Genomic DNA, 24,316 nt, shown 5'->3' on the forward strand with positions numbered 1-24,316 from the left:
CGGAATCGAACCACCGACACGAGGATTTTCAATCCTGTCCAGACCACAGCACACCTGTTTGCGTAAACGTTGTCTGAACGTCTACGCAAACTTCAGTCACCTTACGGGCTTCACTAGCGACACCCCCTCGAGAACAGCGCGTGGCACCACTTCGCGCCAGACGGCCTGATAGGTCTGCACCACGTTGTCGCGGGTGACGGGGAGGCCGGGGAGCGCGATCCATTCCGGGCAACTTCGGCCGAGGATGGCGGTGACGAGCGCCTTGGCCACGGCCTCCCCCTGCTGAAAGGGACGCTGCGCGGCGATCCCGACGACGGGGCCTCCGCTCGCGAGGCTCCCGGCAACTTCGCGGCCGAGGTCAATGGTCGTCACCGGGACGTGTGAGCCGCAGGCGACAAGACCGCGGAGCGCTGCCAGACAAGGCGTGTCCCAGACGACGAACAGCCCGCCCAGACTGTCCCCGTCGCGGCGAACAAAGTCCTCTGCGAGCCGCTCAGCGTCCGCAAAGGAGGAAAAGCGACCGACATCGAGCCTTGCATCGGACCGGTTTTGTTCCATCCAGCTGCGGAATGCGATCTCGCGCTGATCGGTCGGGAAGAACTCCGTATCATAACCAATAAGGCCGACCCGCGCCCCTTTAGGTAGGTGCGGCGACAGCAACTCTGCCGCCATCCGGCCGAGACCAAAATTGTCGGCCGAGACCAAGGCCGAGTAGTGCTGGCCAGGGGTCAACCCGGTGGGGACGTTGTCGATGAGGGTGAGGTGGATGCCGTCCTCAGAAACCCGTCGGTGTGCCTCTGCGACATCGGCGTTTGCCACCGGCAGCGAGATGATCGCGTCGGGTCGTTGCGCACGGAGGCACTCGAGCGCCGCGCTCTGCGCGTCGGCGGAAAAGCCGCAATCGATCACGTCAATGACCGCGGCACCGCATTCGCCCAGCATGCCGACGATCCCGCGCACGACGCGCGTGGACCAGTCGCCCTCCAGCGTATGCATCGCCAGGCCTACGCGCAAACCCCTCGCGCGAGCGGCCTTGATGTCCTCGGGCAGCAGCGACACCCGCTCGGGCGGCGACGCGCGCTCTCCATGCGGACCGAGTCCGAGCACTTTCATCCGATCCTCCCTATGCCTTGTCCGGCCCCTCGACCCCGTCCTCTGCCTTGTCCGGCCCTTCGCCCCCGTCCTCGCTCACTCGCTGCTCTGACTTTGCGAGGTTGTCCCGCAAGGCGCGGAATGCGGGATGCTGCAACGGAGTGCCCGTCAGAACCCACTCCCGCAGCACGTCAGGTCGAAACAACTCCTCCGTGCCAATCCACGCCGCGCCGAGCAGCGCCGCCGAGCCACTAAGTTGCGAGCGTTGGATCTGGAGATCGCGCGTGACCAGCGGAGGCGAGGCGCCGTAAACCGTCTCGCGAACCGCGGCGAGGAAGATGTCGTTCGATTGCGCCACCGTTCCCGCGAGCACGATAAGCTTGGGATCGAGCATGCTCGCCAGCGATGCGATGACAGCGCCGAGTTGCCGGCCACTATGGGACACAATCTCGACGCTCGCCGCGTCGCCCATCTGTGCGGCCTGGCAGACCTCGTTGACGGTAATTTCTGCGCCCCGGCGCAGCAGGTCCGCAAGGACCGGCGAGCGGCCCTCTTCAGCGACCTGCCGCCCCGCGGCCTCGACATGCCCTGCCCCGGCGCAGGCATCAAGAGTGCCGCCTTGTCCAGCAAGCGCGATCTGTCCAATCAGACCGACCGCCCCGCTCGCACCCCGATAGAGACGGCCCTCGCTGACTAGGCCGGCGTTGATGCGGCGGCCGACCCGGACGAACAGCATGCTCTCGGCGCCCCTACCCAGCCCGCCCCGCAGCTCGCCCATCGTCATCGCGTCGTGACTTGAGCGCATCCAAACCGGCACGCCGAAGGTCTCCACCAGCCGTTCGACCAGCCGCGCGCGCTCCCACCCGGGCATGAAATCCGGAGTTCGGCCCATGAACGGCTCGAGATCGGCGAGCGTTACCGGACCTGGCGCCGAGATCGAAATGCCCCAGGGCTCGGGTCCGGCCGTGTGCCGAGACAGGAACCATCTAATGAGGCCGATGACGCGGTCGACTGTGATCGAAGCGTCGAGGCCGGTCTCGATCGCCTCGTGGTGCTCAGTAAGCAGTCGGCCCGACAAGTCCGCAAGGCCAACGCCGATGGCGGTTTGGCTCACGGAGACGACCACAATCGAGGCGCGTGCCGCACTGAAGCGCACGAGCTTGGGCGCACGCCCACCGGTAGCAACGCCGGAGGCGCTCTCGTCTACGAGACCCAGTTCGCCTAGAACGGACAGCCTGTCGGCGACGATGGAGCGGCCGAAATTGCTCGCACTCTCGAGTTCTTGACGGGTTTCGGCGCGGCCGGTGCGAACAATGTTGAGGATGTCTGCGAGGCTCGTGGCCGCGCTCTCACTGCCGCGAGGGCGGACCTTCTGCTTGGCAGCCGTTGCCTTGATCTCCTGATCCGTCACTGCGTTCGCGCTCGGTTCTTCGCACTTCCGAACGTCTCTATCCCGTCAGGTTTCGCTCGGCAACAAGCATGTTTTGCCGTTTTTCTGCAAAAGTGGCCAGACTTTTGCTTATTATGGTTGACCGTGTGCTCGATAGTGACTTAGGCCCATGCCAAGCGGAGAGAGCGCCGACGAGATTCGCCGACGCGCCAGATCAGGGAGAGAGAAATGGGCGACTGGAAACTCGCTTATCACGCGAACTGCTGGGGGCCGCTCGGCGGCAGCGCGGAAGGAGTGACGTCGATCACTCAGCTGAGCTACCAAACCTTCGGCGACATGGACCGGGCCTTCGCCGACATTGCCGGCGCCGGCTACGCGGGCGTCGAGTTGTTCGACGGCAACCTTCTCGAACGCTCCGCCGCAGAGCTAGGCAAGGCTCTAGCCGACAATGGCCTCTCTCTTGTCGCGGCGTATTCCGGGGCGAACTTTATCTTCGACGAGGTCCTGCCCGAAGAGCTTGCCCGCGTTGCCCGCGCCGCCGACCGTGCCGCAGAGCTGGGGGCGCCGCACCTCGTCGTCGGCGGCGGTGCGAAGCGCTTCGATGGCATCCGCGAGACCGACTACCACAAGCTCGCCGCGGCCCTGGACCGAGTGAAGGCTCTGGCCGACGATCGTGGCCTCACCGCACACTACCATCCGCACCTTTCTACGATCGTCGAGGGGCCGGAAGAGGTGCACAAGATCTTTGGGCTAACTGAGATCGACTTCTGCCCGGATACGGCGCATCTCGCGGCCGCAGGCAGCGACCCGGCCCGGCTCGTCCGTGAGCTGTCCGACCGGATCAGCTACATCCACCTCAAAGGCCTGCAGCGCGAGCCTTTCATGTTTACGCCGCTCGACGAGGGCGACGTGCCCTCCGGCCCAATCCTCGATGCCATCCGCGACACGGATTTCAGCGGCTGGATCTGCGTCGAACTCGATGCCTGGGAGGACCCGGCGGAGGGCGCACGGCGCAGCCGGAAGGCCCTTGAGCCGGCTCTGGCAAATTAACACCCAACCGCACCACCGATCTGATCACTGGGAGGACAACGAAATGATCAATCGCAGAACCCTGCTCGGCACCGCCGCGCTTCTCGCCACAGGCCTCGCGGCCGTCCCGGCCGCGTCAGACCCTGCGGAAGCGCTCGCCGAACTGCAGACTACCGTCCTGTCGCGCGGCCCCAACGGCGAGGAGCCCGCGCCCGCGTCCGACGTGACGCTCACCGAGGACGAGCTCCAGCAGATCCGCGACATGGACGCCACTGCGGCCATCGTCATGCATTACGGCGGCAACGACTGGAGTCAGGCGCAGATCAACGGGCTCGAGACCCGCTTTGAGGAGATGGGAATTGAGGTCATCGCAGTGACCGACGCCGGCTTCAAGCCGGAGAAGCAAGTCGCGGATCTCGAGACAATCATGGCGCAGTCACCCGACATCATCGTGTCGATTCCGACCGACCCAGTCGCGACCGCGTCGGCCTACCGCGCGGCGAGCGAAGCCGGCGTCCACCTCGTGTTCATGGACAATGTGCCCTCCGGCTTCGTCGCCGGCGAGGACTACATCGCTTCGGTATCCGCCGACAACTACGGCAACGGCGTTGCCGCTGCCCACCTCATGGCGCAAGCGCTCGATGGCGCCGGCGAAATCGGCCTAGTCTACCACGCTGCCGACTTCTTCGTGACCCGGCAGCGCTACGACGCGTTCAAGGCGACAATCGAAAGCGACTACCCCGAGATCGAGATCGTCGCGGAGCAGGGCATCGGCGGTCCAGACTTCTCCGGCGACGCCGACCGCGCCGCCAACGCAATGCTGACCTCGAACCCGGGGCTAGATGGCATCTGGGCGGTCTGGGACGTGCCGGCCGAAGGAGTCATCGCCGCCGCTCGCGCCAGCGGCCGAAATGACCTCGTCATCACGACGATCGACCTCGGCGAGAACGTGGCGATCAACATGGCCCAGGGAGGCTATGTTTACGGCCTCGGCGCCCAGCGCCCCTACGACCAAGGCGTGACCGAAGCAACCCTTGCGGGCTACGGCCTTCTCGGCAAGGAGGCGCCCGCCTTCGTCGCTCTGCCCGCACTGCCGGTCACCCGCGACACCCTGCTGGACGGCTGGGAGACGGTCTACGCCTCGCCGGCGACCGACAACATCACCAACAGCATGGACTGAGCCGGCGCGGCGCCAGCCGCCGCCCGCATGACTGCAAGGCCGGGAGGGCACGGCTCTCCCGGCAAGCCCTCCCGGAGAACAGCAATGACAAAGACGATGAATGTCGCCATGATCGGCGGCGGCTTCATGGGCAAGGCGCACGCCATGGCCTATGCCTCGATGCCGATGTTTTTCTGGCCCGCGCCTGCGATCCCACACCGCAAGGTTGTCGTCGACGTGAGCGAGGAAATGGCCCAGGACGCCCAGGCGCGCTTCGGCTTCGACGAAGCCTCGACCGACTGGAAGGCCACGGTGCACCGCGACGATATCGATGTCGTCGACATCTGCACGCCAAATAACGTGCATGCCGAGATCGCGATCGAAGCCGCGAAGGCCGGCAAGCACATCATCTGCGAAAAGCCCCTGGCCCGGACCGTCGAGGAAGCTGAGGCGATGGCGCAGGCGGTGCGTGACGCTGGTGTCATCCACATGGTCGCCTACAATTACCGCCGCACGCCGGCGGTCGCCCTCGCCAAGCGGCTCATTTCGGAAGGTCGCATCGGAGACATCCTGAACTTTCGGGGCACCTACCTGCAGGACTGGTCGGCGGACCCCGATGGCCCCCTATCGTGGCGCTTCCAGAAAAAGGTCGCTGGGTCCGGCGCCATCGGCGACATCGGCACTCATGTCGTCGATATGGCACATTATCTTGTCGGTCCAGTTGCCGAGGTGAACGCGATCACCAAGACCTACGTGCCGACCCGCCCCGTGCAGTCGGGCGGTGTCGACAAACTCGGCGCCTCTGAAAAGACCTCCGGCGGTCAACGCGGCGAGGTCGACGTCGATGACGAGTTCACCTCGCTGCTCAAGTTCGAGAACGGAGCCGTCGGCTCGCTCGAGGCGACCCGCAACGGATGGGGGCGCAACAACTTTATCACTTTCGAGATTCACGGCACCAAGGGATCGATCCACTTCAACTACGAGCGCCGCGATGAACTAAAGGTGTTCTTCGCCGACGATCCCGGCGACGCCCGCGGCTTCCGCACCATCTACACCGGACCGGCACATCCCTACGGCGAGGGCCTCTGGCCAATCCCCGCCCTCGGCATTGGGTATTCGGAGACGAAAATCATCGAGTGCCACGACTTCTTCAAAGCCATCGTCATCGGAGAGCAGCCAAGCCCGAACTTCGAGGATGGCCTGCTCATCGAGCGCGTGGCCGAAGCGCTGATCCGCTCGGGGACCAGCGGAGCCTGGGAGGCCGTCTGATGTCTTCGGTGCCCGAGTTCGCCGTCCGCATGACAGGCATCTCCAAGAGCTTTGGAGGCGTGCGCGCCCTCGACGGCGTCGACTTCGAGGTCCATGCCGGCGAGGTCCATGCTCTGCTCGGCGGCAACGGCGCGGGTAAGTCGACGATCTTGAAAGTGCTGAACGGCGTCCACACGCCGGACAGCGGCAGCATCGTGGTCGGGGGCAAGCCCCTGACCACACACGCGCCGGAAGCATCCCGCGCCGCCGGTATCGCGATGAATTACCAAGAGATGAGCCTCATCCCCACGCTGACAGTGGCGCAGAACATTTTCCTCACCCGAGAAGCGAAGACAGGAAGCGGCCTTATCAACGACCGCGAAGCGGAACGCCGTGCCGGCGAGCTGTTCAACATGCTCGAGGTCCGCGTGGACCCGCGCAAGCTGGTGGGCGATCTAGGTGCGGGGCAGAAGCAGCTGACCGAGATCGTGAAGGCGATTAGCCAGGATGCGAAAGTCCTGATCCTCGACGAGCCATCGACAGCGCTCGCGGTCTCGGACGTCGAGCGGCTCTTCGTGTTCCTGCGAAAGCTCACTCAGCGGGGCGTGGCGGTGATCTACGTGAGCCATCGCATGGACGAGATCGCCCGTATCGCTGACCGTGCGACCATCCTGCGCGACGGCAAGCACATCATCACCGCGCCGATCTCCGAGTTGCCGATCGACACGATGATCGAATACATCGTCGGCAAGCGCTCGCTCGGGCTGGCAGACGTTGTGCGCGGCGACGCCAGCCGCGGCGAGGTCCTACTCGAGCTTCGGGGGGTGAGCGGCCGGCACAAACCGTCGGACGTCTCCCTGACGCTGCATGCGGGCGAGGTAGTCGGCCTCGCGGGCCTGCTCGGCTCCGGGCGCACCGCCCTCGCTAAGGTCATCGCGGGGCTGGAGCCCGCCGCCTCGGGCGAGATCCGCGTGCGCGGCAAGCGCGTCGACGTCCGCTCGCCATCGGATGCGATCGAGCGAGGCATCGCGCTGGTGCCGGAAGCTCGAGCCACGCAGGGCATCATCCCGGACCATTCGGTAGCAGCGAACATGACATTGTCCGTTATCGATGACATCTCCGTGCGTGGCTTCGTCGACCAGCGCCGAGCGCGTGACATCACCGATGAGCAAATCCGCCGCCTCGCCATCAAGACGGGGAGCCGCGAACACGCGGTCTCGACCCTCTCCGGTGGGAACCAGCAAAAGGTGGTGATCGGCAAATGGCTCGCCTCAGACCCGGACATCCTGATCTTGGACGAGCCCACTGCGGGCATCGACATCGGCTCCAAATCCGAAATCATCCGGCTGGTCCGCCAGCTTGCGCGTGAGGGCAAGGGCGTCTTGATGATCTCGTCCGAGCTTTCGGAACTGCTCACAGCATGCGACCGCATCGTCGTCATGGCTGACGGACGCGCCCACGAAGACCTGCCTCGCGAAGCTTTCGACGATCCCGCCGCGGCGGACGGCGACCTCGCGCACCGGCTTCAAGCCGCCGAACAGCGGCTCCAGATCAAGATTCAGGAGGCCCTCGTCGGGGGCAAGGAGGAGAGCCATGTCGGCCACTGACGTCAACAGCGGGGAGCAGTCCCCAAGCAAACTGCGCACGTTCCTCGGGGACTGGCGCCAGAACATCATCTACATTGGGTTCGTCGTCATCTTCGTCGTCTTCGCGCTGACACTGAACGACAAGGGCTTTCTGAACCCCAACAACCTCCTAAACATCGTCCGCCAGACTGCGATGATCGCGGTCATGGCGATCGCCATGACCTTTGTTCTCTCGGCGGGCGAGATCGACCTCTCAGTGGGCGCGGTGGCGGGGCTCGCCAGTGTCACCGTCGCGCTCGCGATTTCGGCCGCCGGGCCGCTCGCGGGCGTGCTCGCGGGTATTGCCACGGGCCTCGCCGTTGGCGTCTTCAATGGCTGGCTCACCACACGGATCGGAATTCCGTCATTCCTGACCACCCTCGCCATGATGGGCATCGCCAAGGGGATCGCGATGTGGGTTTCCGATACTGCCGCTGTGCCGATCCTGCACCAAGGCTTCGCGTGGCTCTTCGGCGGCGGCGCGGTCGGTCGGATTCCCGTCCTGTTGTTCTGGACCCTCGTTCTCGGCGTGATTGGGCACGTGGCCCTGAAGCGGACGGGCTTTGGAAGGCGGGTGCTTGCGACCGGCGGCGGCGAGACCGCGGCCCGCTTTTCCGGCATCGACACACGCAGCATCAAGTTCCGGGTCTTGGTGCTTTCCTCCCTCGCGGCGGCCCTAGCCGGAATGCTCTATGCAGGACGGCTGCAATCGGGGCGCTTCCAACTCGGAGAGGGCGACGAGCTCTCTGTCATCGCCGCCGCGGTCCTCGGTGGAACCAGCCTATTCGGCGGCAAGGGCACGGTGATCGGCACAATCGTTGGCGCCATGATGATCGGCCTCATCAACAACGGGCTGATCCTGATGGGCCTCGAGTTCAGCCAGCAGCTCATCGCACGGGGCGGGATCATCATCCTCGCGGTTGCACTTAGCCAGAAGCGATAGCGGCGGTCAGCAAGGGGCACGCAATCTAGGTTGCGTGCTCCGTGATCGTCATGCAGCGAGCAGATCGCTTTCCAGCTTCTCGAACATCGCGACGACTTCTCATGCGTTTTTGAGGATGTGGCCGAACGTAGGCTTGACCACCTGTTGTAGATGGACGCGCAGCCTTCTGCTATTTGACGATCGGCTCAACTAGTTGGTCGATAACCCCGCATTCGGCAGGAGGACGCCGCCGCGAGCTCGCCAAGGCTTATTGCAGCCTCGATGCTGTCGATGACCGGGATCCCGTGGCGGCGGATCAACGCCTCTGCCCGCCCGGCGAGACCACCGGAGCCCAGGATGATGACCTCCGCTCCGTCGTAGTTGCGGGCGGCCTCGATTGCGGCATCGATCCGGGCGTCCGCGTCCGACACCGCAGAAGCGGCATCGGCAACCCCGACCCCCGAGGCCCGAACGGAGCAGCGGTCGGCGACGCCTAGTTCTCGGGTGAGCGCCCTGATGCCGGGCACCATGGACTCCACCGTCGTGACGATCCCGAACCTCGGTGCGTAGAGTCGGGCGAGCGAGACGGACGCCTCGACGGCTCCGACGATGGGCGCCCGCAGAAAGCGCCGAGCACTGCCGATGCCAATGTCGTCGAAGCAGGCCATGACGTAGGCATCGTAGCCGTGGTGACGCGCCAGCAGGTCGATCGCCAGGGGCTCCGCCCTGCTCCGGTCGTCGAGAGTCTCGATCGAAAGCGGACCGCCGTCGGGGTTCACGGCATCGACGACGGTGCCCTGACCTACCACACGGTCCGCGGCTTCCTGCACCAAGGCGGTCAGACCCCGGTTGCTGTTAGGATTGACGACCAGAATCCGGCGGGTCCGTGTCGGCTCGAACTTCGTGAGATACCTGCTCTCGTTCATCATTGAGCTCCCAGTCCGGGGAGAAAGAGCGCGACGCCTGGCACGAAGATCAGGAGCCCGGCGAAGGCGATCATGATAAGGGTGAACGGCAACGCACCCTTCACCACGTCGTTGAAGTCGCCGCCGCCCTTCCGGATGCCCTGCACGACGAAGAGGTTCATGCCGACCGGCGGCGTGATGAGGGCGATCTCGCACATGACGACAACGAAGACGCCGAACCAGACCGGATCGGCCCCGAGGGCCGTGATCATTGGCACCGCGATGGGGACCGTAAGCACCAGCATAGACATCGCGTCCATGAACATGCCGAGGATCACGTAGAAGACCACGAGCAGCAACATTAGCGCAGTGAAGCTGAGGCCGAGGTCGGCAACCCAGCGGGTCACGGCCTGGGTGCCTCCGGTCATCGAGAGCGTCACGTTCAGCAGAAGCGCGCAGACGATGACGAGGACGACCATGCCCGTTGTCCGCGCCGACTGGATGAAGCAGGCCTCGAGCAGGCGCCAGGTCAGCTTGCCGTTGCGCCAGACGAAGAAGAACGCCGCTATGACGCCGAGCGCGGCGCTTTCGGTCGGCGTCGCGAGACCGCCGTAAATCGAGCCCATGACGATGAAGAAGATGATGGCCGGCGGCACGAGGTGGCCGAGCAGCCGCCGCTTTTCCGCGGAGTCGATTTCGGGTTGGGCCGAGGCGCGGCCCGCGTCCGGGTAGCGGAAGGCGACGTAGGCCGAGAACAGGACCGTGAGCAGAAGACCGGGAAGGATGCCGGCAATGAAGAGCTGGCCGACCGAGACGTTGGCGAGCGAGCCATAGACCAGCAGGTTGACCGAAGGCGGGATCAGGATGCCGAGCGTGCCGCCCGCCGCAAGCGTGCCCAGCGCCGGGCGCACGGGGTAGTTTCGTTCACCGAGGGCCGGGAGAGCGATAGTCCCGACCGTCGCCGCCGTTGCGACAGAAGAGCCGGAGGTCGCCGAGAAGAGCGCGCAGGTCCCGATATTGGTATGCAGGAGACCGCCCGGCAGGCGACCGAGCCATACAGCCAGGGCGTCGAACATCTTATCGGCAATACCACCCCGCAGGAGCAGCTCTCCCAGCAGCATGAAGAGCGGGATCGCAGTCATGACGGGGTTGTTTAGCGTCCCCCAGACGACACCGCCCATGGTCTCGACCAGCGGCATTCCATAGGCGAGGTAGCCGCCTAGCGCGCCGACCGACAGAATCGAGACGGCCACCGGCAGGGACAGGAACATGAGGAGAAGCATGCAGGCGAAGCCTGTCGCGATGACGGTCATGCTCATGCCCGGGCCTCCAAGTCCGAAAGCTCCGCTTCGAGCTCGTCCTCGACGGAGTCAGGCCCGAAGTCGCGCAACAGGGCGTCGGTCCGCCCCTGCAGAGCAAGCCGGCAGGCCCGGAGGGCGAGTAGCAATGATGCGATGGTGAAGACGCCGGTGGTGAAGAGCCAAGCGGCCTGCGGCCAAATCAGCGGCGTCATCCAGGGTGTTTGGGCGACCGAGCCGAAGAGCTGTGTTTCCCGGACGGTCCCCACGGTGAATACGGCAAGGAAGATCGCGAGGCTTGCGAGGGCGAGGGCCGACATTAGGTTAGTCGCGGCCTTGAGGCCCCGCGGCATGCGCATGTGAAGCAGATTGATGCGGATGTGGCTCTGTTCGACCGCCGCGACTGCGAAACAGAGCGGCGCGCCGATGGCGATGGCATAGCCCGACAACTCGTCGACACCCGCCAGCGAGTGATTGAAGAGCTTGCGCAGGACCGTCTCGATGGCGATGACGACGCAGAGCGCCGTCATCATCACACCGAAGGCAATCGCGCAGAGTCTCGAAAACGTCTGCATCGGGCGATCTCCCTTGCTGGCTGAGGTTTAGAGGCCGAGTTCGGCGCCGACGGTCTCCATCCAGAGGGCTTCGCAGTCCGGGTTGACCGCGTTGCACTGCTCGGTCCAGGCCGGTAGCGAGCTCTCGACCAGCGCGCCGGAGACCGCCGCGAGGTCCTCTTCGGAGACCGGAACGGAGGTCAGGGAGTATGGCGTTCCGTGCTCGCAGGGCTCCTGCCCGGTGTTGCAATTCATCGCGTCGGAATAAAGCTCTTCGGAGTAGGCCCAGATTTCACTCACAAGGCTGTCGATCGACTCCTCGAGCTGCACCTGAGTGCTCTCGTCGAGACTGTTCCAGGTGTCGAGGTTGATCGCATAGCCGTTCATGGCGAGCTGCAGCGCGATCGGCAGCACGGTGGTCGTGACTTCGGGCCAGCCGGCCGAGTTCGCGGACGCTGGCCCAGTGATCGCGCAGTCTACGACGCCGCGCGACAACGACTGCTGGACTTCCCCGAAGGGCAGCGGAACGCCGGTCGCGCCGAATTGGGCGACGAAGGCCGCGGCGGACTGGTCGCCGACGCGGACCTTCAGGCCTTCAAGATCGGAGAGGCCGGAGATCTCCGGCTTGCAGAAGATCACCTGCGGTCCGGCTGGCCAGACGCCGAGGAGCTTCGCATTGAAACGGCCCTGCACTGCCGTGTCTACAACCGGGAGAAAGGCGTCGGCATGAACCCGGCCGCTTTCGTAATCGGGGTTCAGACCCACGAGGTCGAGACCGAGCATCGCCGGCTCATCTCGACTGACCTGCGGACCGCGGACCGAGACGATGTCGAAGAGCCCTGTCCGCAGGACGCGCATGCCGTCGGTGTCGGGGATTCCCGCCACGTCCACCGGCAAATATTCGACCTCGATGTCCATGCCCGAGGTCTCGGCCAGGTTTTCGAAGAACGGCTGTTCCTTCTGCTGCTGGATCAGACCGGAGCCCACGGGCTGGCCGAGCACTCGAAGCGTCGTGGTGTCGGCCTGGGCGGTGGCTGCGATGCAAGCAGCGGCTGCAGTTGCAAAGATCGTGCGCATGTGTCGGTTCCTCTCTGTTGAGCCAGCGAGGCCGGCGGTCGACGCCGGTCTGCCATCACTCATAAGAAAATGAATTTTCACAACGCGGCAAATATATCCGGATCAGGAAAACATATTTTCTCCCCTCGAAGGAAGCGGTGCCTGCGTCTTGATCCGCCTGCGAGAAAATGAGGCGGCCTGCGAGCGGCGCCTAGAGCTCGCCGAGCCGTTCGTTGAAGGTCTCGATGCGGTTGAGCCTCAGTCGCCCCGCCTCGGCGGCAGTGTCGATCGTGCGATTCGCGATCAGGTTCAGCAGTGCCATGACGCCGACGTGACTGAAGAGCGAACCTGGAGATTCGGTGCTGCAGCGGAAGTGCCAATCCGCGCCCTCTGCTTCGGTCACGCTCTCGTCGGTGATGTAGGCGATCCGTGCGCCGGTGTCGGCTACTGCGCCCACGGTCGTCTCAAACGAGGCGATGCGCCTGCGCAACCCGAAGACGATGACGAGATCGTCCTGCGTGATGCTGGCGAGATGCTCCCCGAGCGTCTGCCCCGCTCCAGGGACCGCAACGATGTTCTCAACTACCTGGGTCAGTTGCCATTGCAGGTAGGCGGCCAGCGGATTGGCTGATCGGAAGCCGACAACCCAGACTTTCCGCACGTCGAGGATGGCTCGCGCGAGGCGGTCGACCTCGCCCCCGCCGATGGGGTCGAGCGTGTTGCGAAGGTTGCGGATGTCGGCTTCGGCGTAAGTCCCGGGCTCACGGACCACCTCACCGGTCACGTGGCCGAGATAGAGCCGCGACCCGCTCGCGCCGTCCTCGCGCGCATGGCGCCGGGCCTCGTCGTAGGAGGAATACCCCAGTCGGCGGACGAACCGGGTCACAGTGGCGTTCGACACGCCGGCGAGTTCCGCGAGTTCGGTCGCGGAGTAGCTGGCTAGCTCTCCGGGAAAGTCCCGCACCAATTCGCCAAGCTTGCGCTCGGCTGGGTGAAGCGACGGCAGCACGCCACGGACGCGCGAGAGGAACGATCTGTCCGACATCTTGGACCCCAAAATCAAACCAGACCCTCTTGCGGCGACGCACGACCTGGGTCTCATCCATTTCATGAAGTGAATGGATCTTGGTGAACCGTTAACGATTCGAGATCGAAACGGATAGTCTCGTCACCGCGTGCACGGGTCCGGCAACGGACCGGGCACAAGAGTTGCACGAGGCACGATCTGAAGCCTGGCTGGATCACGCAGCGAGCAGATCGCTTTCCAGCTTCTCGAACATCGCGACGTCTTCCTCGGCATTCTCGAAGAGGTGGCCGTAGGTATCCATTGTCAGAGTGATCGAAGCATGTCCGAGCAGGGTCTGGATCTTCTTCGGCGTCCAGCCTTGTTCGATGAAGAGCGACGCCGCCGCGTGACGAAGCGAGTGGATACCGAACCGGGCGTCACCGTCCTCATCGACGATGTCGAGATCGACCAGCATTGGCTTGAACACCCTGTTGTAGATGTTCGCGTAGTTCTGGACCCTGCCCTTCCCGTTCGGGAACACCAGATCGAGGTCGCTTGCCGGCGCGCTATGCTTCCAAGCTCGAAGCGTATTGAGCAGCATCGGAGCCATGGGGATCGTGCGCAGACCCGCCCGGCTCTTCGGGGGTCCGATCTCGCACCTTTCGTCAGCTCGCTGAAAGACCCGGATCGTCCTCGTCTCGAAATTCACCGCCGCCCAGGTTAGCCCTCTTAGCTCCGAGATGCGCATTCCGGTGAAGATCGCAGCGACGAACATCGCTCTGTGTGACGTCGGCGCCCGATCGAGGATCATCCTGATCTCCGCCTTGGTCGGGATCACCTTGTCCTTGTCGTGGCGCCCACTGCGGCGCTTGAGCTTCACATCAGATGCTACGTTCCGATCCACCCACTCCCGGTCGACAGCCTCAGCCAGAACCGCCCTCAGGCTCACCATGACTTTGCGCACCTGGGTCTGGGAGACGCCCGCATCGAGCATGTCGTCGATGAAGTCCTTGACGTCAGACCGCGTGAGCTCCGCGACCAGAAGATGACCTATCTTTGGGTCAATGTGGATTCGCACGTGACTGCGGTAGGCCTTGAGCGTGCCACTCTCGAGCTCGTTGCGCTCGCAGGTTTTGAGCCAGCTCTGGCAGGCGTCGGCGATCGTGCGCGGGCGGGACATGGTGGGCTCTCCATCTTGATGTTTTCTGCTCGCAGTATACTCGACCACCAGACGTCCGTCGGGCGTAATCCCATCTCCTGCTTGAAGATTTCCTGCCCGTCCGGCCTTAGGCCCTACCAGCCCCCCACGGGTCCCCGAACGATTTTGGCATTTTCCTTTGGGGATCCATGAGCCTATGATCTCACGTTGTAACAACGTTAATGGAATTTCATGCCCAGACGACTCGTTGGCGCCTACATCCTGCTAAGCCATGGCCCCCGGCCCGCGGACGGGATCGCGGGCCACTCCGCCGCTCGACAGCAGAAACGCAATCTCAAGTGCTATCTGGAGGAAAGAAAGATCACGGACTTCGCGGTCCTCTACGACTATCGCAGAACTTGGTCGCGTCTCGAAGAACTGCCGGCACTTGCCTCAGCGCTCGAGCTCTGCCGTCAGCTCGCCGAAGGACATGTCGTGTTGATGGATGATCTCAACCGCCTTTTTCGGGGATGCGACGACCGAGCGAAGCCCGACTTCTTCGCGGAGGTTTCACGGCATAACGAGCACCTCTTTGGGCTCCGGCAGGGTAAGGTGCTGGCGAATTGCACGACTGCCGAAGCAGGGCTCGTCCTCCACGGCTACGGAACCGCAAGGTTCATCTACAACAAGAAAGCCTACCGCAGACCTAGATCACTTCAGGCGCGTCAGAGGCAGACCAGCGCTGCAACGGTTGCGTCGACCAACTCTCGAACCCTGGCTGCGAACGCCGCGGCCCGCGCGATCGCCGATGTTCGAGACGATCTCGCAGCTGCCGTGGGAACGCCCACACTGCAGGCCGTGGCGGACGAAGCGAACAGACGTGGGATCAAGACGGCGCGCGGCTCTTCGTGGAGCGTTTCATCCGTGCACCGCGCCCTCGCCCGCCTCTCGAAGTCCGATCGAGACGAAGCCTGACACATGACCGAACGCTTCGCGCGAGAACCGCTCGTAGGCGCGCCCTTCGCTCGCTCCGCTACCCTCGCATAGGAGTGACCCATCCCGCGCACCTAGCGCGACCTCACGCAGCCTGAGAGCAAGTTTGAACCGAGGGCACGTGTGGGCCCTCAGCGCCAGGAAGGCAGATGACCGAGCCGCGCTATCCGTCGGCTCGCGGGAAACGCGCGTAGGCGAGCTCCTCGTTCGCTCCGCTACCCTTCATTAGGAAGCGCACGAGTCGCTCACCACGGACGCAACCACAGAGCCTCAGAAGCATACCTAAGTCGGGGGACCCCTGCCCGATCGTCAGGCGTGTGGAAGCAACCGCGAGACGGGCTCCAAGAGGGAGGAGACGACACTTGCGGCGGTTGTCGGCACGAGGACCGCGGGATCAGACGCGTCGCTATCCAAGGAGAGGGCGTTCGGAAGTGCAGCCCTTCATCGATCTCGCGAGTTCTCCCGGTGACTCTTGGAGATCAGTCCAGGCTTCGTGGCCGTGGCCATCGCGCAAATCAGCTCTTGATGAAGGCAGAAAGTCTTCCCACAGCTTCGGGGCGGGCCATGCTCACCACAGTCGCGGCACCTGTTCGCTCCGCCCCGTCGAGCAGAAGGTCACACCTCCCTCGCTGCTCGCGGGCACCCGGGTGGCCCGAGCAACATCGCCGCGACTTCTGCGTGCCAGTTCCGGCCGGACGTGGCCGACACGAACGACCGGCATCTGCCGCCAAGCACTAGGAGACCGTCACTCCAGCTCCCTATCGCAGGGCGATCTCGCAACTTTTTGCGACGAGAGGGAGCAGCAGCTGATCCTCGAAGCAGGGCCACGGCCAGGGGCATTTCCACCTTGTAGAAAACGCCCCTGACCAAGCTGACCTCGCGCTCAGGGAGCGTTCTCAGCCGTGCCGCTGCTTCTGAGTATTACTAGACACAGCCACGATCGACCTAGAGCTCCTCAGGCAGCAAGACGGAGAGCCAGAGGCTCTTCACCAAGATACGCCTCCACTGTCTTGCTCATAGCACGGCGCACCATGTCGTTCAGCTGAGAGTAGGCCATCAGCCTCCCCTTCTCTTCTAGAACGCGCGGCGTAGGGGCTCGGCTCCCTCTGCGGTGCAGTGTCTTCGCTCTCTCCTGCTCGTTCCGAGACCGGTGATAGAGGTCCAAGCCCGTCACACCCGTTCTCTCGAAGATCGACCACTCCTTCAGGTCCGGCGTGTTTGCTTCGGTCACGCCGAACGTAGGCAGGCTGAAGTTGAAGAATGCCTTGCGGAGCGTGTCCGGCTTGAAGCCGTGTAGGTCGGCGACATCCCGTAGATCGAGTGCGCCAAGAAGTCCTTCCTCCTCCCAGTCCTTGTTCACGAGCGAGACCTCGATCCTCGACCGCCGTTCCTTCAGTGGCAGCGGATCGTAGTCCTCCTCAGACTTCCGGTTGTCGCTGATCTTGTCCTGGAGACGGTAACGGATGGGCCGGCTCTTCGCGCCGAAGTAGAGTGTGCTGTTCAGCGGCACTCTTTGATGGAAGAAGGGCGTCCCGGCGGCACGAAGCAACCGCTCGCAGTCATTCATCGACCGCGTCCCTTCACCGATCCGCTCTTGGAACAGATGGCCCTTACCTGGTCGTCCATCACAGAAGCGCGGCCAATCTTGACAAGTCCCAAGCAACTCGGGGTCACGAAACACCCCCGGCATGGCGAAGAGCTTCCGCAGCAAGTCCGACATGCGCGCACGCCGCCCGATTAACTCGAGATCGGACAGCTCGCGTGCGTGCCGGACGTAAAAGTCGATCGCCAGCTCCATCCCGAAGAGCTGCGGCGTTGAGATCACCGCGGCGCCCTGTTCAGCGACTGCTTCGCTGAGATGCTGGCAAAGCTCCGACACTTTCGCCCTGGTCGGATCTTGCAGCCGGGCAACGATCACATCGCCATGGTAGTGCTTCTTTCTCTCCGGGCCGCTGATCCAGATCTTAGGCCCTCGACGCTTGATCGCGCGATGCACCGCCTTTGCCGAAACCAGGTCGCTACAAAGGACCGCGATGTCCAGCCAGTCGAAGACGGCTGCGCACTTGTAGAGCTTCAAATCGATGTCCGGTTCGGCGCGGAGCCGATCCCGAAGAACGCGTTGAGGAGATCCGGTCGGACAGAGCCGGTAGTCAACTCGGAGGTCCTCTGCGGCGAGGGCATCCGCGTCATGCGTGCGGCTGGTCGCAATCTGGACTTGCTTGCAGTGGGTTTCATCAGTGGGCGCGCGCACGCGTAAGCTGTCTTTCATGGAGCCATTCTATATTCTGCAGCAGAAGCCCCGCGTTGGCGGTGCCTGCGGTGAGATCTGAGTTGGATGGTCCCATGAAGCCAGAGGCGTAGCCGGCCCTGCTTCAGCCAAAACAGCTATGAAGGCGGGGGGCTCGATACAAGTCGTCGATCGCCGGCAACAAAGCTGACCTTACGGCAACTGCATTCCTCGCGCTGATAGCCATCTTGTCGGCTAGGCAGAGGAGTGAAGGAAGCACGAGGAGATCGCGCTCAGCGCGCGCTCGCAGCCTCTACGGCCGCGCTTCGGAACGCATCTGACCCTTCTCACGCCTCGCGCGATGTCCTAGTCGGCCGGCGCGAACTTAGAGGAGCTGTCCCAGCTTGACCTGCGGGCCACTGACCGATCCTTGGCTCCAAGAGGGTCCTGGCTGAAAGGAGCGCTACTTCACCTCCTGGACTGCCGGCTGGCAGGACATGCCCAAGAAATCCCAGATAGCAGGCACCTGCCCATCCAACATGTGCGATCCCTCGTGGATGCTGTGCCCACGACGCGCGGCTTCCTTTAGGAGTGGCGTGACCGGCGGCTTCATGATTGCCTCAGCGACGAGGGCGGCCGGGCCGAGATCATCGAGATTGAGCGGCAATTGCGGATCCCCGGCCATACCTACCGGCGTCGCATTCACGACCAAGGAGTGCTCGAGACTGGGCTTCCGAACCTCGATGTGACCGACCGAGGAAAGCCGCCGAGCTGCCTCGCTCGCCTTCTTCCCGTCGATGTCCGTGATCGAGACCCTCGCGCCCGCCGATAGTAGGGCCTCGGAGATCGCGACACCGGCGCCCCCCGCCCCTACCACTGACACGAACTGCCCCTCGACGCTGTGCCCGGACGCACGCAGCCCGGCGACGAACCCGATCCCGTCGGAGAGGTCCGCCTCCCACCCTTCAGCAACAGGACGGAGTAAGTTGGCGGCTCCGACACGCTCGACCCTCTTGCTGCGCCTCGAGGCGATGCGCGCCGCGGCGAGCTTGTGAGGAACAGTCACGACGAGACCGGCAAAATTCGCAATCGCGCGGAGCCCGTCGAGACAGTCTTCGAATCTCTCAGGTGCAACCTCGAGCGGCATCATGACCGCATCCTCTCCGGCCTGCCGGAGAAGGTCGTTGAAGACCTCGGGCGAGCGAGCCTGGCCGATCGGATACCCGATGATCCCGTAGAGCCGCTGGGCCACTGTCAGCCTGCCTTCGCGTCGGGCACCCAGCGGTCCGCACGCGGGCCGCGGTGAAAGAGAACGGACTTCATCTCGGTGAATTCCTCGATCGCCTGGGCCCCCTGCTCGCGACCCTGCCCGCTCTGCCGGACACCGCCAAAGGGCATTTCCGCGAAGCCGTCCATCCAGCAGTTCACCCACACCGTGCCGGCACGAAGGTCGCGGGCGGCGGTGAGTGCTCGGTCGTGGTCGTTCGTCCAGATCCCGGCGGACAGCCCGTATTGGGTGTCGTTCGCGATGCCGATGGCCTCGTCTAGGGTGTCGAAGGTGAGGATCGAGAGCACCGGCCCAAAGACCTCTTCCCGCGCGATCGCCATCTCCGGCGTCACGCCCGCCATAAGCGTCGGGGCGTAGAAGCGGCCCGCCTCGGTTTTGAGACGCCTGGCACCGCACAGCGCCCGGGCGCCGTCCTTTTCGGCCGAGGTGATGTAGCCTTCGATCTTGGAGAGTTGGTCTTCGTTGATGATCGCCCCGACCTTGGTCTCCGGGTCGAGCGGATCGCCCACCGGCACCCGCGCCGTCAGCTCTTCGAGCTTCTGCTGGAATCGGTCCGCGACGGAGCGCTCGACGATGAGGCGGCTCGAGGAGTTGCAGCACTGGCCGACGTTGAAGAAGACGCCAAAGACGACCGCGTCCGCCGCAGCCTCAATATCGGCGTCGGCGCAAACGATCTGGGGGTTTTTGCCACCCAGTTCGAGGGCCACCTTCTTGAGGTTCCCGGCGGCGGCTCGCGACACCGTCCGGCCAACCTCGGTGGAGCCGGTGAAGGAGATCATGTCGACATCGTCGTGTTCGGCGAAGCGCTGTCCGACGGTATTGCCGTAGCCCACAGTGATGTTGACCGTTCCGTCTGGCAGGCCAGTCCCTTCGAGAAGTTCGGCAAATCTCAGCGTGGAGCCGGGTGTCAGCTCACTCGGCTTCAGGACGACTGTGCACCCCGCCGCAAGCGCGAAGGGCAACTTCTGGCTCAGGATCACGAAGGGGAAGTTCCAGGGTGTGATCATCGCGACGACGCCGATTGGCTCTCGCTCGATGAGACCCAGCATGTGTTCTCCAAGGCCGGAGGGGACGATGCCGTGCAGGGACCGGGCCTGACCGGCGGCGAAGCGCCAGAGATCTTCGGCTCCTTGTAATTCGCCGCGGGCCTGCGAGATCGGCTTGCCGCTTTCGAGCGCATCCATCCGCGCAAGTTCCTCGGCGTTCTCAGCGATCCTGTCAGCAATCCGATCGAGCACCAGGGACCGCTCCTTGCCCGACATCCGGGGCCAATCCCCGCGATCGAAGGCCCTCCGGGCCGCGGCAATCGCCGCTTCGGCGTCTTCCACGTCCCCCAGCGGATAGTCCCCGACGGTTACGCCGTGGGCGGGGCTCTCGCGCGTAAACCGCTTTCCGGAGACGCTTTCGCCGAGTTTGCCATCGATAAGCTGCTCATAGCGGCGCACTTCGATCCGCGAGAGGTCAGTGAGCGGGGCGTTCATGGAAGGTCTCCTTCGGTTCGGGGGAACGCCCCAGGATCATGTCCGCCGCCTTTTCCGCGATCATGATCGTGGGCGCGTTTGTGTTCGCACTGATTTCGGTGGGCATCACCGAGCTGTCGCAGACTCGCAGGCCCTCGATGCCGTGCACCTTGAGCTCCGGCGACACGACGGACATCGGGTCCGTCCCCATCTTGCAGGTGCCGACCGGGTGGTAGTCCGTCTTTGCCCACTGACGGACGTAAGCGGCGAGGTCTTCGTCCGTCTGGACGTCGGGACCAGGCATCCTCTCGCGCGCGACGAAGTCCGAAAAGGCGGGCTGGTTCATCACCTCCCGCGCCAGCTTCAGGCCCTCGATGGCCATTTTCCGGTCGTAGGGGTCCGCGAGGTAGTTGGGATCGATGAGGGGCGCATCCTCCACCCGGTCGCTGGACAATCGCACCGTGCCCCGTGACCTGGGCCGCAGGAGGTTGGAATAGAGGCTGACGCCGTATCCCTTGATCCGCATCATCCCGTGGTCGACCACGTAGGCTGGCAGGAAGTGCAACTGGATGTCGGGACGGTCGTATTTGGGGTCTACACGCGCAAATGCCCCGGCCTCCACGATATTCGTGGTAACCGGGCCGTTCTTGTAGAGCAGGTATTGGAGCGCCCAACCGGCCTGCCGGATATACTGGTCGGACCCATTGTAGGAATGCGGGCCGTTCATGTCGTAGACCGTGTAGCAATCCAGATGGTCCTGAAGGTTCTCGCCGACCCCGGCGATATTTGCCTTCACCTCGATCCCGTGCTCCTTGAGATGCGCCGCCGGGCCGAGACCGGAGAGCATCATCAGTTTAGGCGAGCCGATGGCCCCCGCTGTGACGATGACTTCCTTTCGGGCATGAGCCGTCCCTGGCTGACCCTTGTGGGAGCGGTATTCGACTCCGGTCGCGCGGCCCTTCTCGATGAGGATGCGTCGCACCTGCATTCTGGTGAGAACTGTGAGGTTCTTTCGCTTGCGTGCGGGGCGCAGGTAGGACACCGCGGCGCTGCCCCGGCGTCCGTCCCGGGTTGTGGTCTGGTGGTATCCGACCCCCTCCTGCTCGGCGCCGTTGAAGTCGTGACTGTAGGGCAGACCGGCCTGCTGGGCGGCTTTGATGAAGGTTGCGGTGATCGGCAGCGGGCTGATCGGATCGGAGACCCGCAGTGGACCACCGACACCATGGTAGGCATTGCAGAGCCGGGCGTTGTCCTCGGCTTTGCGGAAATAGGGCAGCACCTCGGCGTAGGACCATCCCTCGGCTCCGAGTTCCGACCACTCGTCGTAGTCTGCGCGATGGCCGCGGGTGTAGATCATCGCGTTGATCGACGATCCGCCCCCTAGAGTCTTACCCTGCGGATACCACATTTCCCGGTTATCGAGATGCTTCTGTGGCACTGTGCTGTAGCCCCAGTTGACCCGAGGACCCGAGAGCTTGGTGAAGCCCGCAGGCACGTGAATCAACGGATGGCTGTCGCCGTAGCCCGCCTCGAGGAGAAGAACCTCGGCCCCGCTCTCGGAGAGACGCGCCGCGAGGACGCAGCCGGCCGAACCTCCCCCGGCGATGATGTAGTCGTAAGTCGTCTTCGAGGTCATGCCGCTTTCTCTGCAATGTCGCGGAAGAGCTCGACCTCCATGCGGACCGGGTCGTGCACGATGGGCGTGAACCCCATGCGGTCGAGCACGTCGGCCTTCAGATCGATCCCTGGCGCCAATTCGGTGAGCTCCACGCCCTCGGGCGTCAGCTCGAAGACCGCGCGCTCCGTGATGTAGGTCACCCGCTGACCGCGCCGGATGGCTTCCGCACCGCTGAAAGTGACGCCGCCGACTTCCGGAACGAGCTTCTGCACTTCGCCATGCCGATCGATGCGGAGCTTGTCGTTCTCCACGGAGACCCGCGCCCCCTTCGCGTCGAAGGAGCCGCAAAAAACGATCCTTTGCGCGCCCTGACTGATGTCGATGAAGCCGCCCGGACCACTGACCTGGCCTCCGAAGTGCGAGACGTTGACCGATCCATGCGCATCCATTTCGGCCAGTCCCAGATAGGTCTGGTCGAGTAGTCCGCCGGAATAGAGGTCGAACTGCTGCGCCGAGGAGAGGATCGCCGCGGGATGGGCAGCGATGCCGAAGAGATCGCCGGTCAGAAGCTGCCCGCCGTGGATCCCCTGCTCGATGGTAAACCAATAGTTCGACCGTTCACCACGCCGAGCGACGATCTCCGCGACCCCTGCCGACATGCCGAAGCCGAAGTTGATGGTCGCGCCCGGCACCAGCTCCTGCGCGGCCCGTTCGGCTACGATGCGCCGGACTAGGTGATGCTCCGGCATGGTCTGGAATTGCTCGCTGCCGTCGGAGAGGCCCGCAAGCGCGGGGCTGTAGGGACCATGATAGGTCTGCGTCTGCTCGGGTGCGGGCAGAACGTAGTCCACCAGCTTGCCGGGGACGGTGACCTCGCGCGGACGGATGTCGCCCACCTCAACCTGGTCGCGCACCTGGGCGATGACGATGCCGCCCGATGCCTTTGCGGCGAGCGCGATGGCGTAGCTGTCGAGATCGGCGGGCTCGTCCCGGGCAGTGATGTTGCCGTTCGCATCCACGGCCGTGCCGCGAATGACGGCGACGTCGACCTTGAACGGCAAGTATCTCAGCACGTCCTTGCCGTCGATTTCCATCAGCTCGACGATGGGCTCCTGCGCCGCCGTGTTGCAGCGCCCGCCCTGCAGGCGGGGATCGCAGAAGGTTCCGAGACCAACGTGGGTGAAGAGACCGGGGCGCTTCGCGCCGATCTCCCGGAAGAGGTGGGTGAGCACGCCGGAGGGGAGGCAGTAGGCCTCGATCCGGTCACGTTGAGCGAGGTCCAACATCCGCGGCGACCAGACCCAGTGCCCCCCGATCACGCGCCTGACCATGCCCTCGTAGGCGAAACGGTTGACGCCTTTTTCCTTGCGGTCGCCCATGCCGAGCGCGTGAACCAGAGTGAGGCCCCGGGGACGGCCGGCATCGTGAAAGGCATCCTCGAAGGCCTTGAAGGCCTCGTCGGGCTCGAGCAGTCCGCCGCCTGCGCCGGAGATGGCGACGGTGGCGCCATCGGGCAGGTTGGAGACAAGATCGCGAAGGGCGGCGTTGTTGACGGTCTTCATCTTCAGCCCCTCAGTGCGCGCCAACGATGTGTGCGACCACATCCTGCATCGTCGTGTCCTCGGTGCGCTCGTCCGCGATCACCACGCCCTGGCGCAGGGCTACGATCCGGTCTGCCACCTCGAAGACGTCCGTCAGGCGGTGGCTGATGAGGATGACGGCGATGCCGCGGCTCTTGAGCTCCTTGATCAGGTCGAGAACGTGCTGAATCTCGCGGACGGCGAGCGCTGCGGTGGGCTCGTCCATGATGACGACCTTCGGAGAGAAGGTCAGTGCTCGCGCGATGGCGACCGATTGCTGCTGCCCGCCTGAAAGGTTGCCGACCTGGATGTCGACGGAGGGCAGACGAGCGCCGAGTTGCTCGATCATCTCCTCGGCCTGAGCCCGAGCCGACTTGAAGTCGATCACGCCGGTTTGGAAGCCCATGATCTTCCGCGTAGGTTCGCGCCCTAGAAAGATGTTGGCGGTGACGTCCTGTTGGCTGGCCAGCTCAAGGCTCTGGTAGATCATCTCGATCCCCAGCTCGCGGATCTCGCCTGGCGCCGTCCCGGTGATGGACCGGTCGGCCAGTGTTACCTCGCCCGAGCTCGCGGTGTAGACGCCGGTGATGATCTTCATCAGCGTCGACTTGCCCGCGCCGTTGTCGCCTACCAGCGCCACGCACTCGCCGGCATCGAGGCCGAAGGAGACGCCGCGGAGGACTTCGACGGGCCCGAAATTCTTTTTGACGTCGGTGATCTGAAGCATC

General features: G+C 64.2%; 20 protein-coding genes. 6 read left to right on the top strand and 14 right to left on the bottom strand.

The genetic code is table 11. From position 1 onward, the window contains the following. Positions 1–96: 96 nt before the first annotated feature. Together F3S47_RS01810 and F3S47_RS01815 are read right to left on the bottom strand one after the other, a co-directional pair. A complete protein-coding gene (locus tag F3S47_RS01810; RefSeq protein ID WP_150443502.1) occupies positions 97–1,113 on the bottom strand; it encodes a substrate-binding domain-containing protein in 1,017 nt (338 codons plus the stop codon). A gap of 10 nt (positions 1,114–1,123) precedes the next feature. Further along, on the bottom strand, positions 1,124–2,503 hold the full coding sequence (locus F3S47_RS01815) for an ROK family protein (RefSeq protein ID WP_223877684.1): 1,380 nt from the start codon (positions 2,501–2,503) through the stop codon (positions 1,124–1,126). Positions 2,504–2,710: 207 nt separating this feature from the next. On the opposite strand from F3S47_RS01815, the gene F3S47_RS01820 reads away from it, so the two are divergent. From F3S47_RS01820 to F3S47_RS01840, 5 genes are all read left to right on the top strand, one after another. Beyond that, complete coding sequence (locus F3S47_RS01820; RefSeq protein ID WP_150443503.1) at positions 2,711–3,532, top strand: sugar phosphate isomerase/epimerase family protein; 822 nt, start codon at positions 2,711–2,713, stop codon at positions 3,530–3,532. A 43-nt stretch (positions 3,533–3,575) separates the two neighbouring features. After that, complete coding sequence (locus F3S47_RS01825) at positions 3,576–4,691, top strand: substrate-binding domain-containing protein (protein WP_150443504.1); 1,116 nt, start codon at positions 3,576–3,578, stop codon at positions 4,689–4,691. Positions 4,692–4,775: 84 nt separating this feature from the next. Continuing rightward, a complete protein-coding gene (locus tag F3S47_RS01830; RefSeq protein ID WP_150443505.1) occupies positions 4,776–5,939 on the top strand; it encodes a levoglucosan dehydrogenase in 1,164 nt (387 codons plus the stop codon). Further along, positions 5,939–7,525, top strand: coding sequence for a sugar ABC transporter ATP-binding protein (locus F3S47_RS01835; RefSeq protein ID WP_150443506.1), 1,587 nt, complete (start codon positions 5,939–5,941; stop codon positions 7,523–7,525). The genes F3S47_RS01830 and F3S47_RS01835 overlap by 1 nt, the downstream gene beginning before the upstream one ends. After that, positions 7,512–8,486 carry an ABC transporter permease gene (locus F3S47_RS01840; RefSeq protein ID WP_150443507.1) on the top strand — a complete coding sequence of 325 codons (975 nt, stop codon included), beginning with the start codon at positions 7,512–7,514 and terminating at the stop codon, positions 8,484–8,486. The genes F3S47_RS01835 and F3S47_RS01840 overlap by 14 nt, the downstream gene beginning before the upstream one ends. 185 nt (positions 8,487–8,671) lie before the next feature. Here the strand turns inward: F3S47_RS01840 and F3S47_RS01845 are convergent, their stop codons facing one another. From F3S47_RS01845 to F3S47_RS01870, 6 genes are all read right to left on the bottom strand, one after another. After that, positions 8,672–9,391, bottom strand: a complete 720-nt coding sequence (locus F3S47_RS01845; protein WP_150443508.1) for an aspartate/glutamate racemase family protein — start codon at positions 9,389–9,391, stop codon at positions 8,672–8,674. Next, a complete protein-coding gene (locus tag F3S47_RS01850) occupies positions 9,391–10,689 on the bottom strand; it encodes a TRAP transporter large permease (RefSeq protein WP_150443509.1) in 1,299 nt (432 codons plus the stop codon). The genes F3S47_RS01845 and F3S47_RS01850 overlap by 1 nt, the downstream gene beginning before the upstream one ends. Continuing rightward, positions 10,686–11,243: a TRAP transporter small permease subunit gene (locus F3S47_RS01855; protein WP_150443510.1), complete on the bottom strand. Its 558-nt coding sequence runs from the start codon at positions 11,241–11,243 to the stop codon at positions 10,686–10,688. Before F3S47_RS01855 ends, F3S47_RS01850 begins: the two co-directional genes overlap by 4 nt. A 27-nt stretch (positions 11,244–11,270) precedes the next feature. Then, positions 11,271–12,299, bottom strand: coding sequence for a TRAP transporter substrate-binding protein (locus F3S47_RS01860; RefSeq protein WP_150443511.1), 1,029 nt, complete (start codon positions 12,297–12,299; stop codon positions 11,271–11,273). Between the two features lie 190 nt (positions 12,300–12,489). Beyond that, the gene (locus F3S47_RS01865) at positions 12,490–13,323 is read right to left on the bottom strand and encodes a MurR/RpiR family transcriptional regulator (protein ID WP_150443512.1); all 834 of its coding nucleotides are present in this window, start codon (positions 13,321–13,323) and stop codon (positions 12,490–12,492) included. A gap of 196 nt (positions 13,324–13,519) precedes the next feature. Beyond that, entirely contained in the window at positions 13,520–14,464 is a 945-nt protein-coding gene (locus F3S47_RS01870) for a tyrosine-type recombinase/integrase (RefSeq protein WP_150443513.1), read from the bottom strand. A gap of 210 nt (positions 14,465–14,674) precedes the next feature. On the opposite strand from F3S47_RS01870, the gene F3S47_RS01875 reads away from it, so the two are divergent. Further along, complete coding sequence (locus tag F3S47_RS01875; protein ID WP_150443514.1) at positions 14,675–15,397, top strand: hypothetical protein; 723 nt, start codon at positions 14,675–14,677, stop codon at positions 15,395–15,397. Positions 15,398–16,370: 973 nt separating this feature from the next. Here the strand turns inward: F3S47_RS01875 and F3S47_RS01880 are convergent. The 6 genes from F3S47_RS01880 to F3S47_RS01905 form a co-directional block, all read right to left on the bottom strand. Further along, positions 16,371–17,684: a hypothetical protein gene (locus tag F3S47_RS01880; RefSeq protein ID WP_150443515.1), complete on the bottom strand. Its 1,314-nt coding sequence runs from the start codon at positions 17,682–17,684 to the stop codon at positions 16,371–16,373. 421 nt (positions 17,685–18,105) lie between these two features. Then, positions 18,106–18,894, bottom strand: a complete 789-nt coding sequence (locus F3S47_RS01885) for a shikimate dehydrogenase family protein (RefSeq protein ID WP_191090049.1) — start codon at positions 18,892–18,894, stop codon at positions 18,106–18,108. Positions 18,895–18,896: 2 nt separating this feature from the next. Then, positions 18,897–20,411 carry an aldehyde dehydrogenase family protein gene (locus tag F3S47_RS01890; RefSeq protein ID WP_150443517.1) on the bottom strand — a complete coding sequence of 505 codons (1,515 nt, stop codon included), beginning with the start codon at positions 20,409–20,411 and terminating at the stop codon, positions 18,897–18,899. After that, the gene (locus F3S47_RS01895) at positions 20,392–22,026 is read right to left on the bottom strand and encodes a GMC family oxidoreductase (RefSeq protein WP_150443518.1); all 1,635 of its coding nucleotides are present in this window, start codon (positions 22,024–22,026) and stop codon (positions 20,392–20,394) included. The genes F3S47_RS01890 and F3S47_RS01895 overlap by 20 nt, the downstream gene beginning before the upstream one ends. Beyond that, positions 22,023–23,570 (bottom strand): acyl CoA:acetate/3-ketoacid CoA transferase, encoded by a 1,548-nt coding sequence (locus F3S47_RS01900; protein ID WP_150443519.1) that lies wholly within the window; start codon positions 23,568–23,570, stop codon positions 22,023–22,025. The genes F3S47_RS01895 and F3S47_RS01900 overlap by 4 nt, the downstream gene beginning before the upstream one ends. A gap of 10 nt (positions 23,571–23,580) precedes the next feature. After that, complete coding sequence (locus tag F3S47_RS01905) at positions 23,581–24,315, bottom strand: ATP-binding cassette domain-containing protein (RefSeq protein WP_150443520.1); 735 nt, start codon at positions 24,313–24,315, stop codon at positions 23,581–23,583. Position 24,316 lies beyond the last annotated feature (1 nt).

The sequence above is a fragment of the Histidinibacterium aquaticum genome, assembly GCF_008710275.1.
GTDB classification, from domain to species: domain Bacteria; phylum Pseudomonadota; class Alphaproteobacteria; order Rhodobacterales; family Rhodobacteraceae; genus Oceanicola; species Oceanicola aquaticus.

Excerpts from the sequence above, each read along its gene's own strand:
- F3S47_RS01810 (WP_150443502.1), bottom strand. The coding sequence starts at position 1,113 with ATGAAAGTGCTCGGACTCGGTCCGCATGGAGAGCGCGCGTCGCCGCCC.
- F3S47_RS01820 (WP_150443503.1), top strand. The coding sequence starts at position 2,711 with ATGGGCGACTGGAAACTCGCTTATCACGCGAACTGCTGGGGGCCGCTC.
- F3S47_RS01825 (WP_150443504.1), top strand. The coding sequence starts at position 3,576 with ATGATCAATCGCAGAACCCTGCTCGGCACCGCCGCGCTTCTCGCCACA.
- F3S47_RS01830 (WP_150443505.1), top strand. The coding sequence starts at position 4,776 with ATGACAAAGACGATGAATGTCGCCATGATCGGCGGCGGCTTCATGGGC.
- F3S47_RS01835 (WP_150443506.1), top strand. The coding sequence starts at position 5,939 with ATGTCTTCGGTGCCCGAGTTCGCCGTCCGCATGACAGGCATCTCCAAG.
- F3S47_RS01840 (WP_150443507.1), top strand. The coding sequence starts at position 7,512 with ATGTCGGCCACTGACGTCAACAGCGGGGAGCAGTCCCCAAGCAAACTG.
- F3S47_RS01845 (WP_150443508.1), bottom strand. The coding sequence starts at position 9,391 with ATGAACGAGAGCAGGTATCTCACGAAGTTCGAGCCGACACGGACCCGC.
- F3S47_RS01850 (WP_150443509.1), bottom strand. The coding sequence starts at position 10,689 with ATGAGCATGACCGTCATCGCGACAGGCTTCGCCTGCATGCTTCTCCTC.
- F3S47_RS01855 (WP_150443510.1), bottom strand. The coding sequence starts at position 11,243 with ATGCAGACGTTTTCGAGACTCTGCGCGATTGCCTTCGGTGTGATGATG.
- F3S47_RS01860 (WP_150443511.1), bottom strand. The coding sequence starts at position 12,299 with ATGCGCACGATCTTTGCAACTGCAGCCGCTGCTTGCATCGCAGCCACC.
- F3S47_RS01865 (WP_150443512.1), bottom strand. The coding sequence starts at position 13,323 with ATGTCGGACAGATCGTTCCTCTCGCGCGTCCGTGGCGTGCTGCCGTCG.
- F3S47_RS01870 (WP_150443513.1), bottom strand. The coding sequence starts at position 14,464 with ATGTCCCGCCCGCGCACGATCGCCGACGCCTGCCAGAGCTGGCTCAAA.
- F3S47_RS01875 (WP_150443514.1), top strand. The coding sequence starts at position 14,675 with ATGCCCAGACGACTCGTTGGCGCCTACATCCTGCTAAGCCATGGCCCC.
- F3S47_RS01880 (WP_150443515.1), bottom strand. The coding sequence starts at position 17,684 with ATGAAAGACAGCTTACGCGTGCGCGCGCCCACTGATGAAACCCACTGC.
- F3S47_RS01890 (WP_150443517.1), bottom strand. The coding sequence starts at position 20,411 with ATGAACGCCCCGCTCACTGACCTCTCGCGGATCGAAGTGCGCCGCTAT.
- F3S47_RS01895 (WP_150443518.1), bottom strand. The coding sequence starts at position 22,026 with ATGACCTCGAAGACGACTTACGACTACATCATCGCCGGGGGAGGTTCG.
- F3S47_RS01900 (WP_150443519.1), bottom strand. The coding sequence starts at position 23,570 with ATGAAGACCGTCAACAACGCCGCCCTTCGCGATCTTGTCTCCAACCTG.
- F3S47_RS01905 (WP_150443520.1), bottom strand. The coding sequence starts at position 24,315 with ATGCTTCAGATCACCGACGTCAAAAAGAATTTCGGGCCCGTCGAAGTC.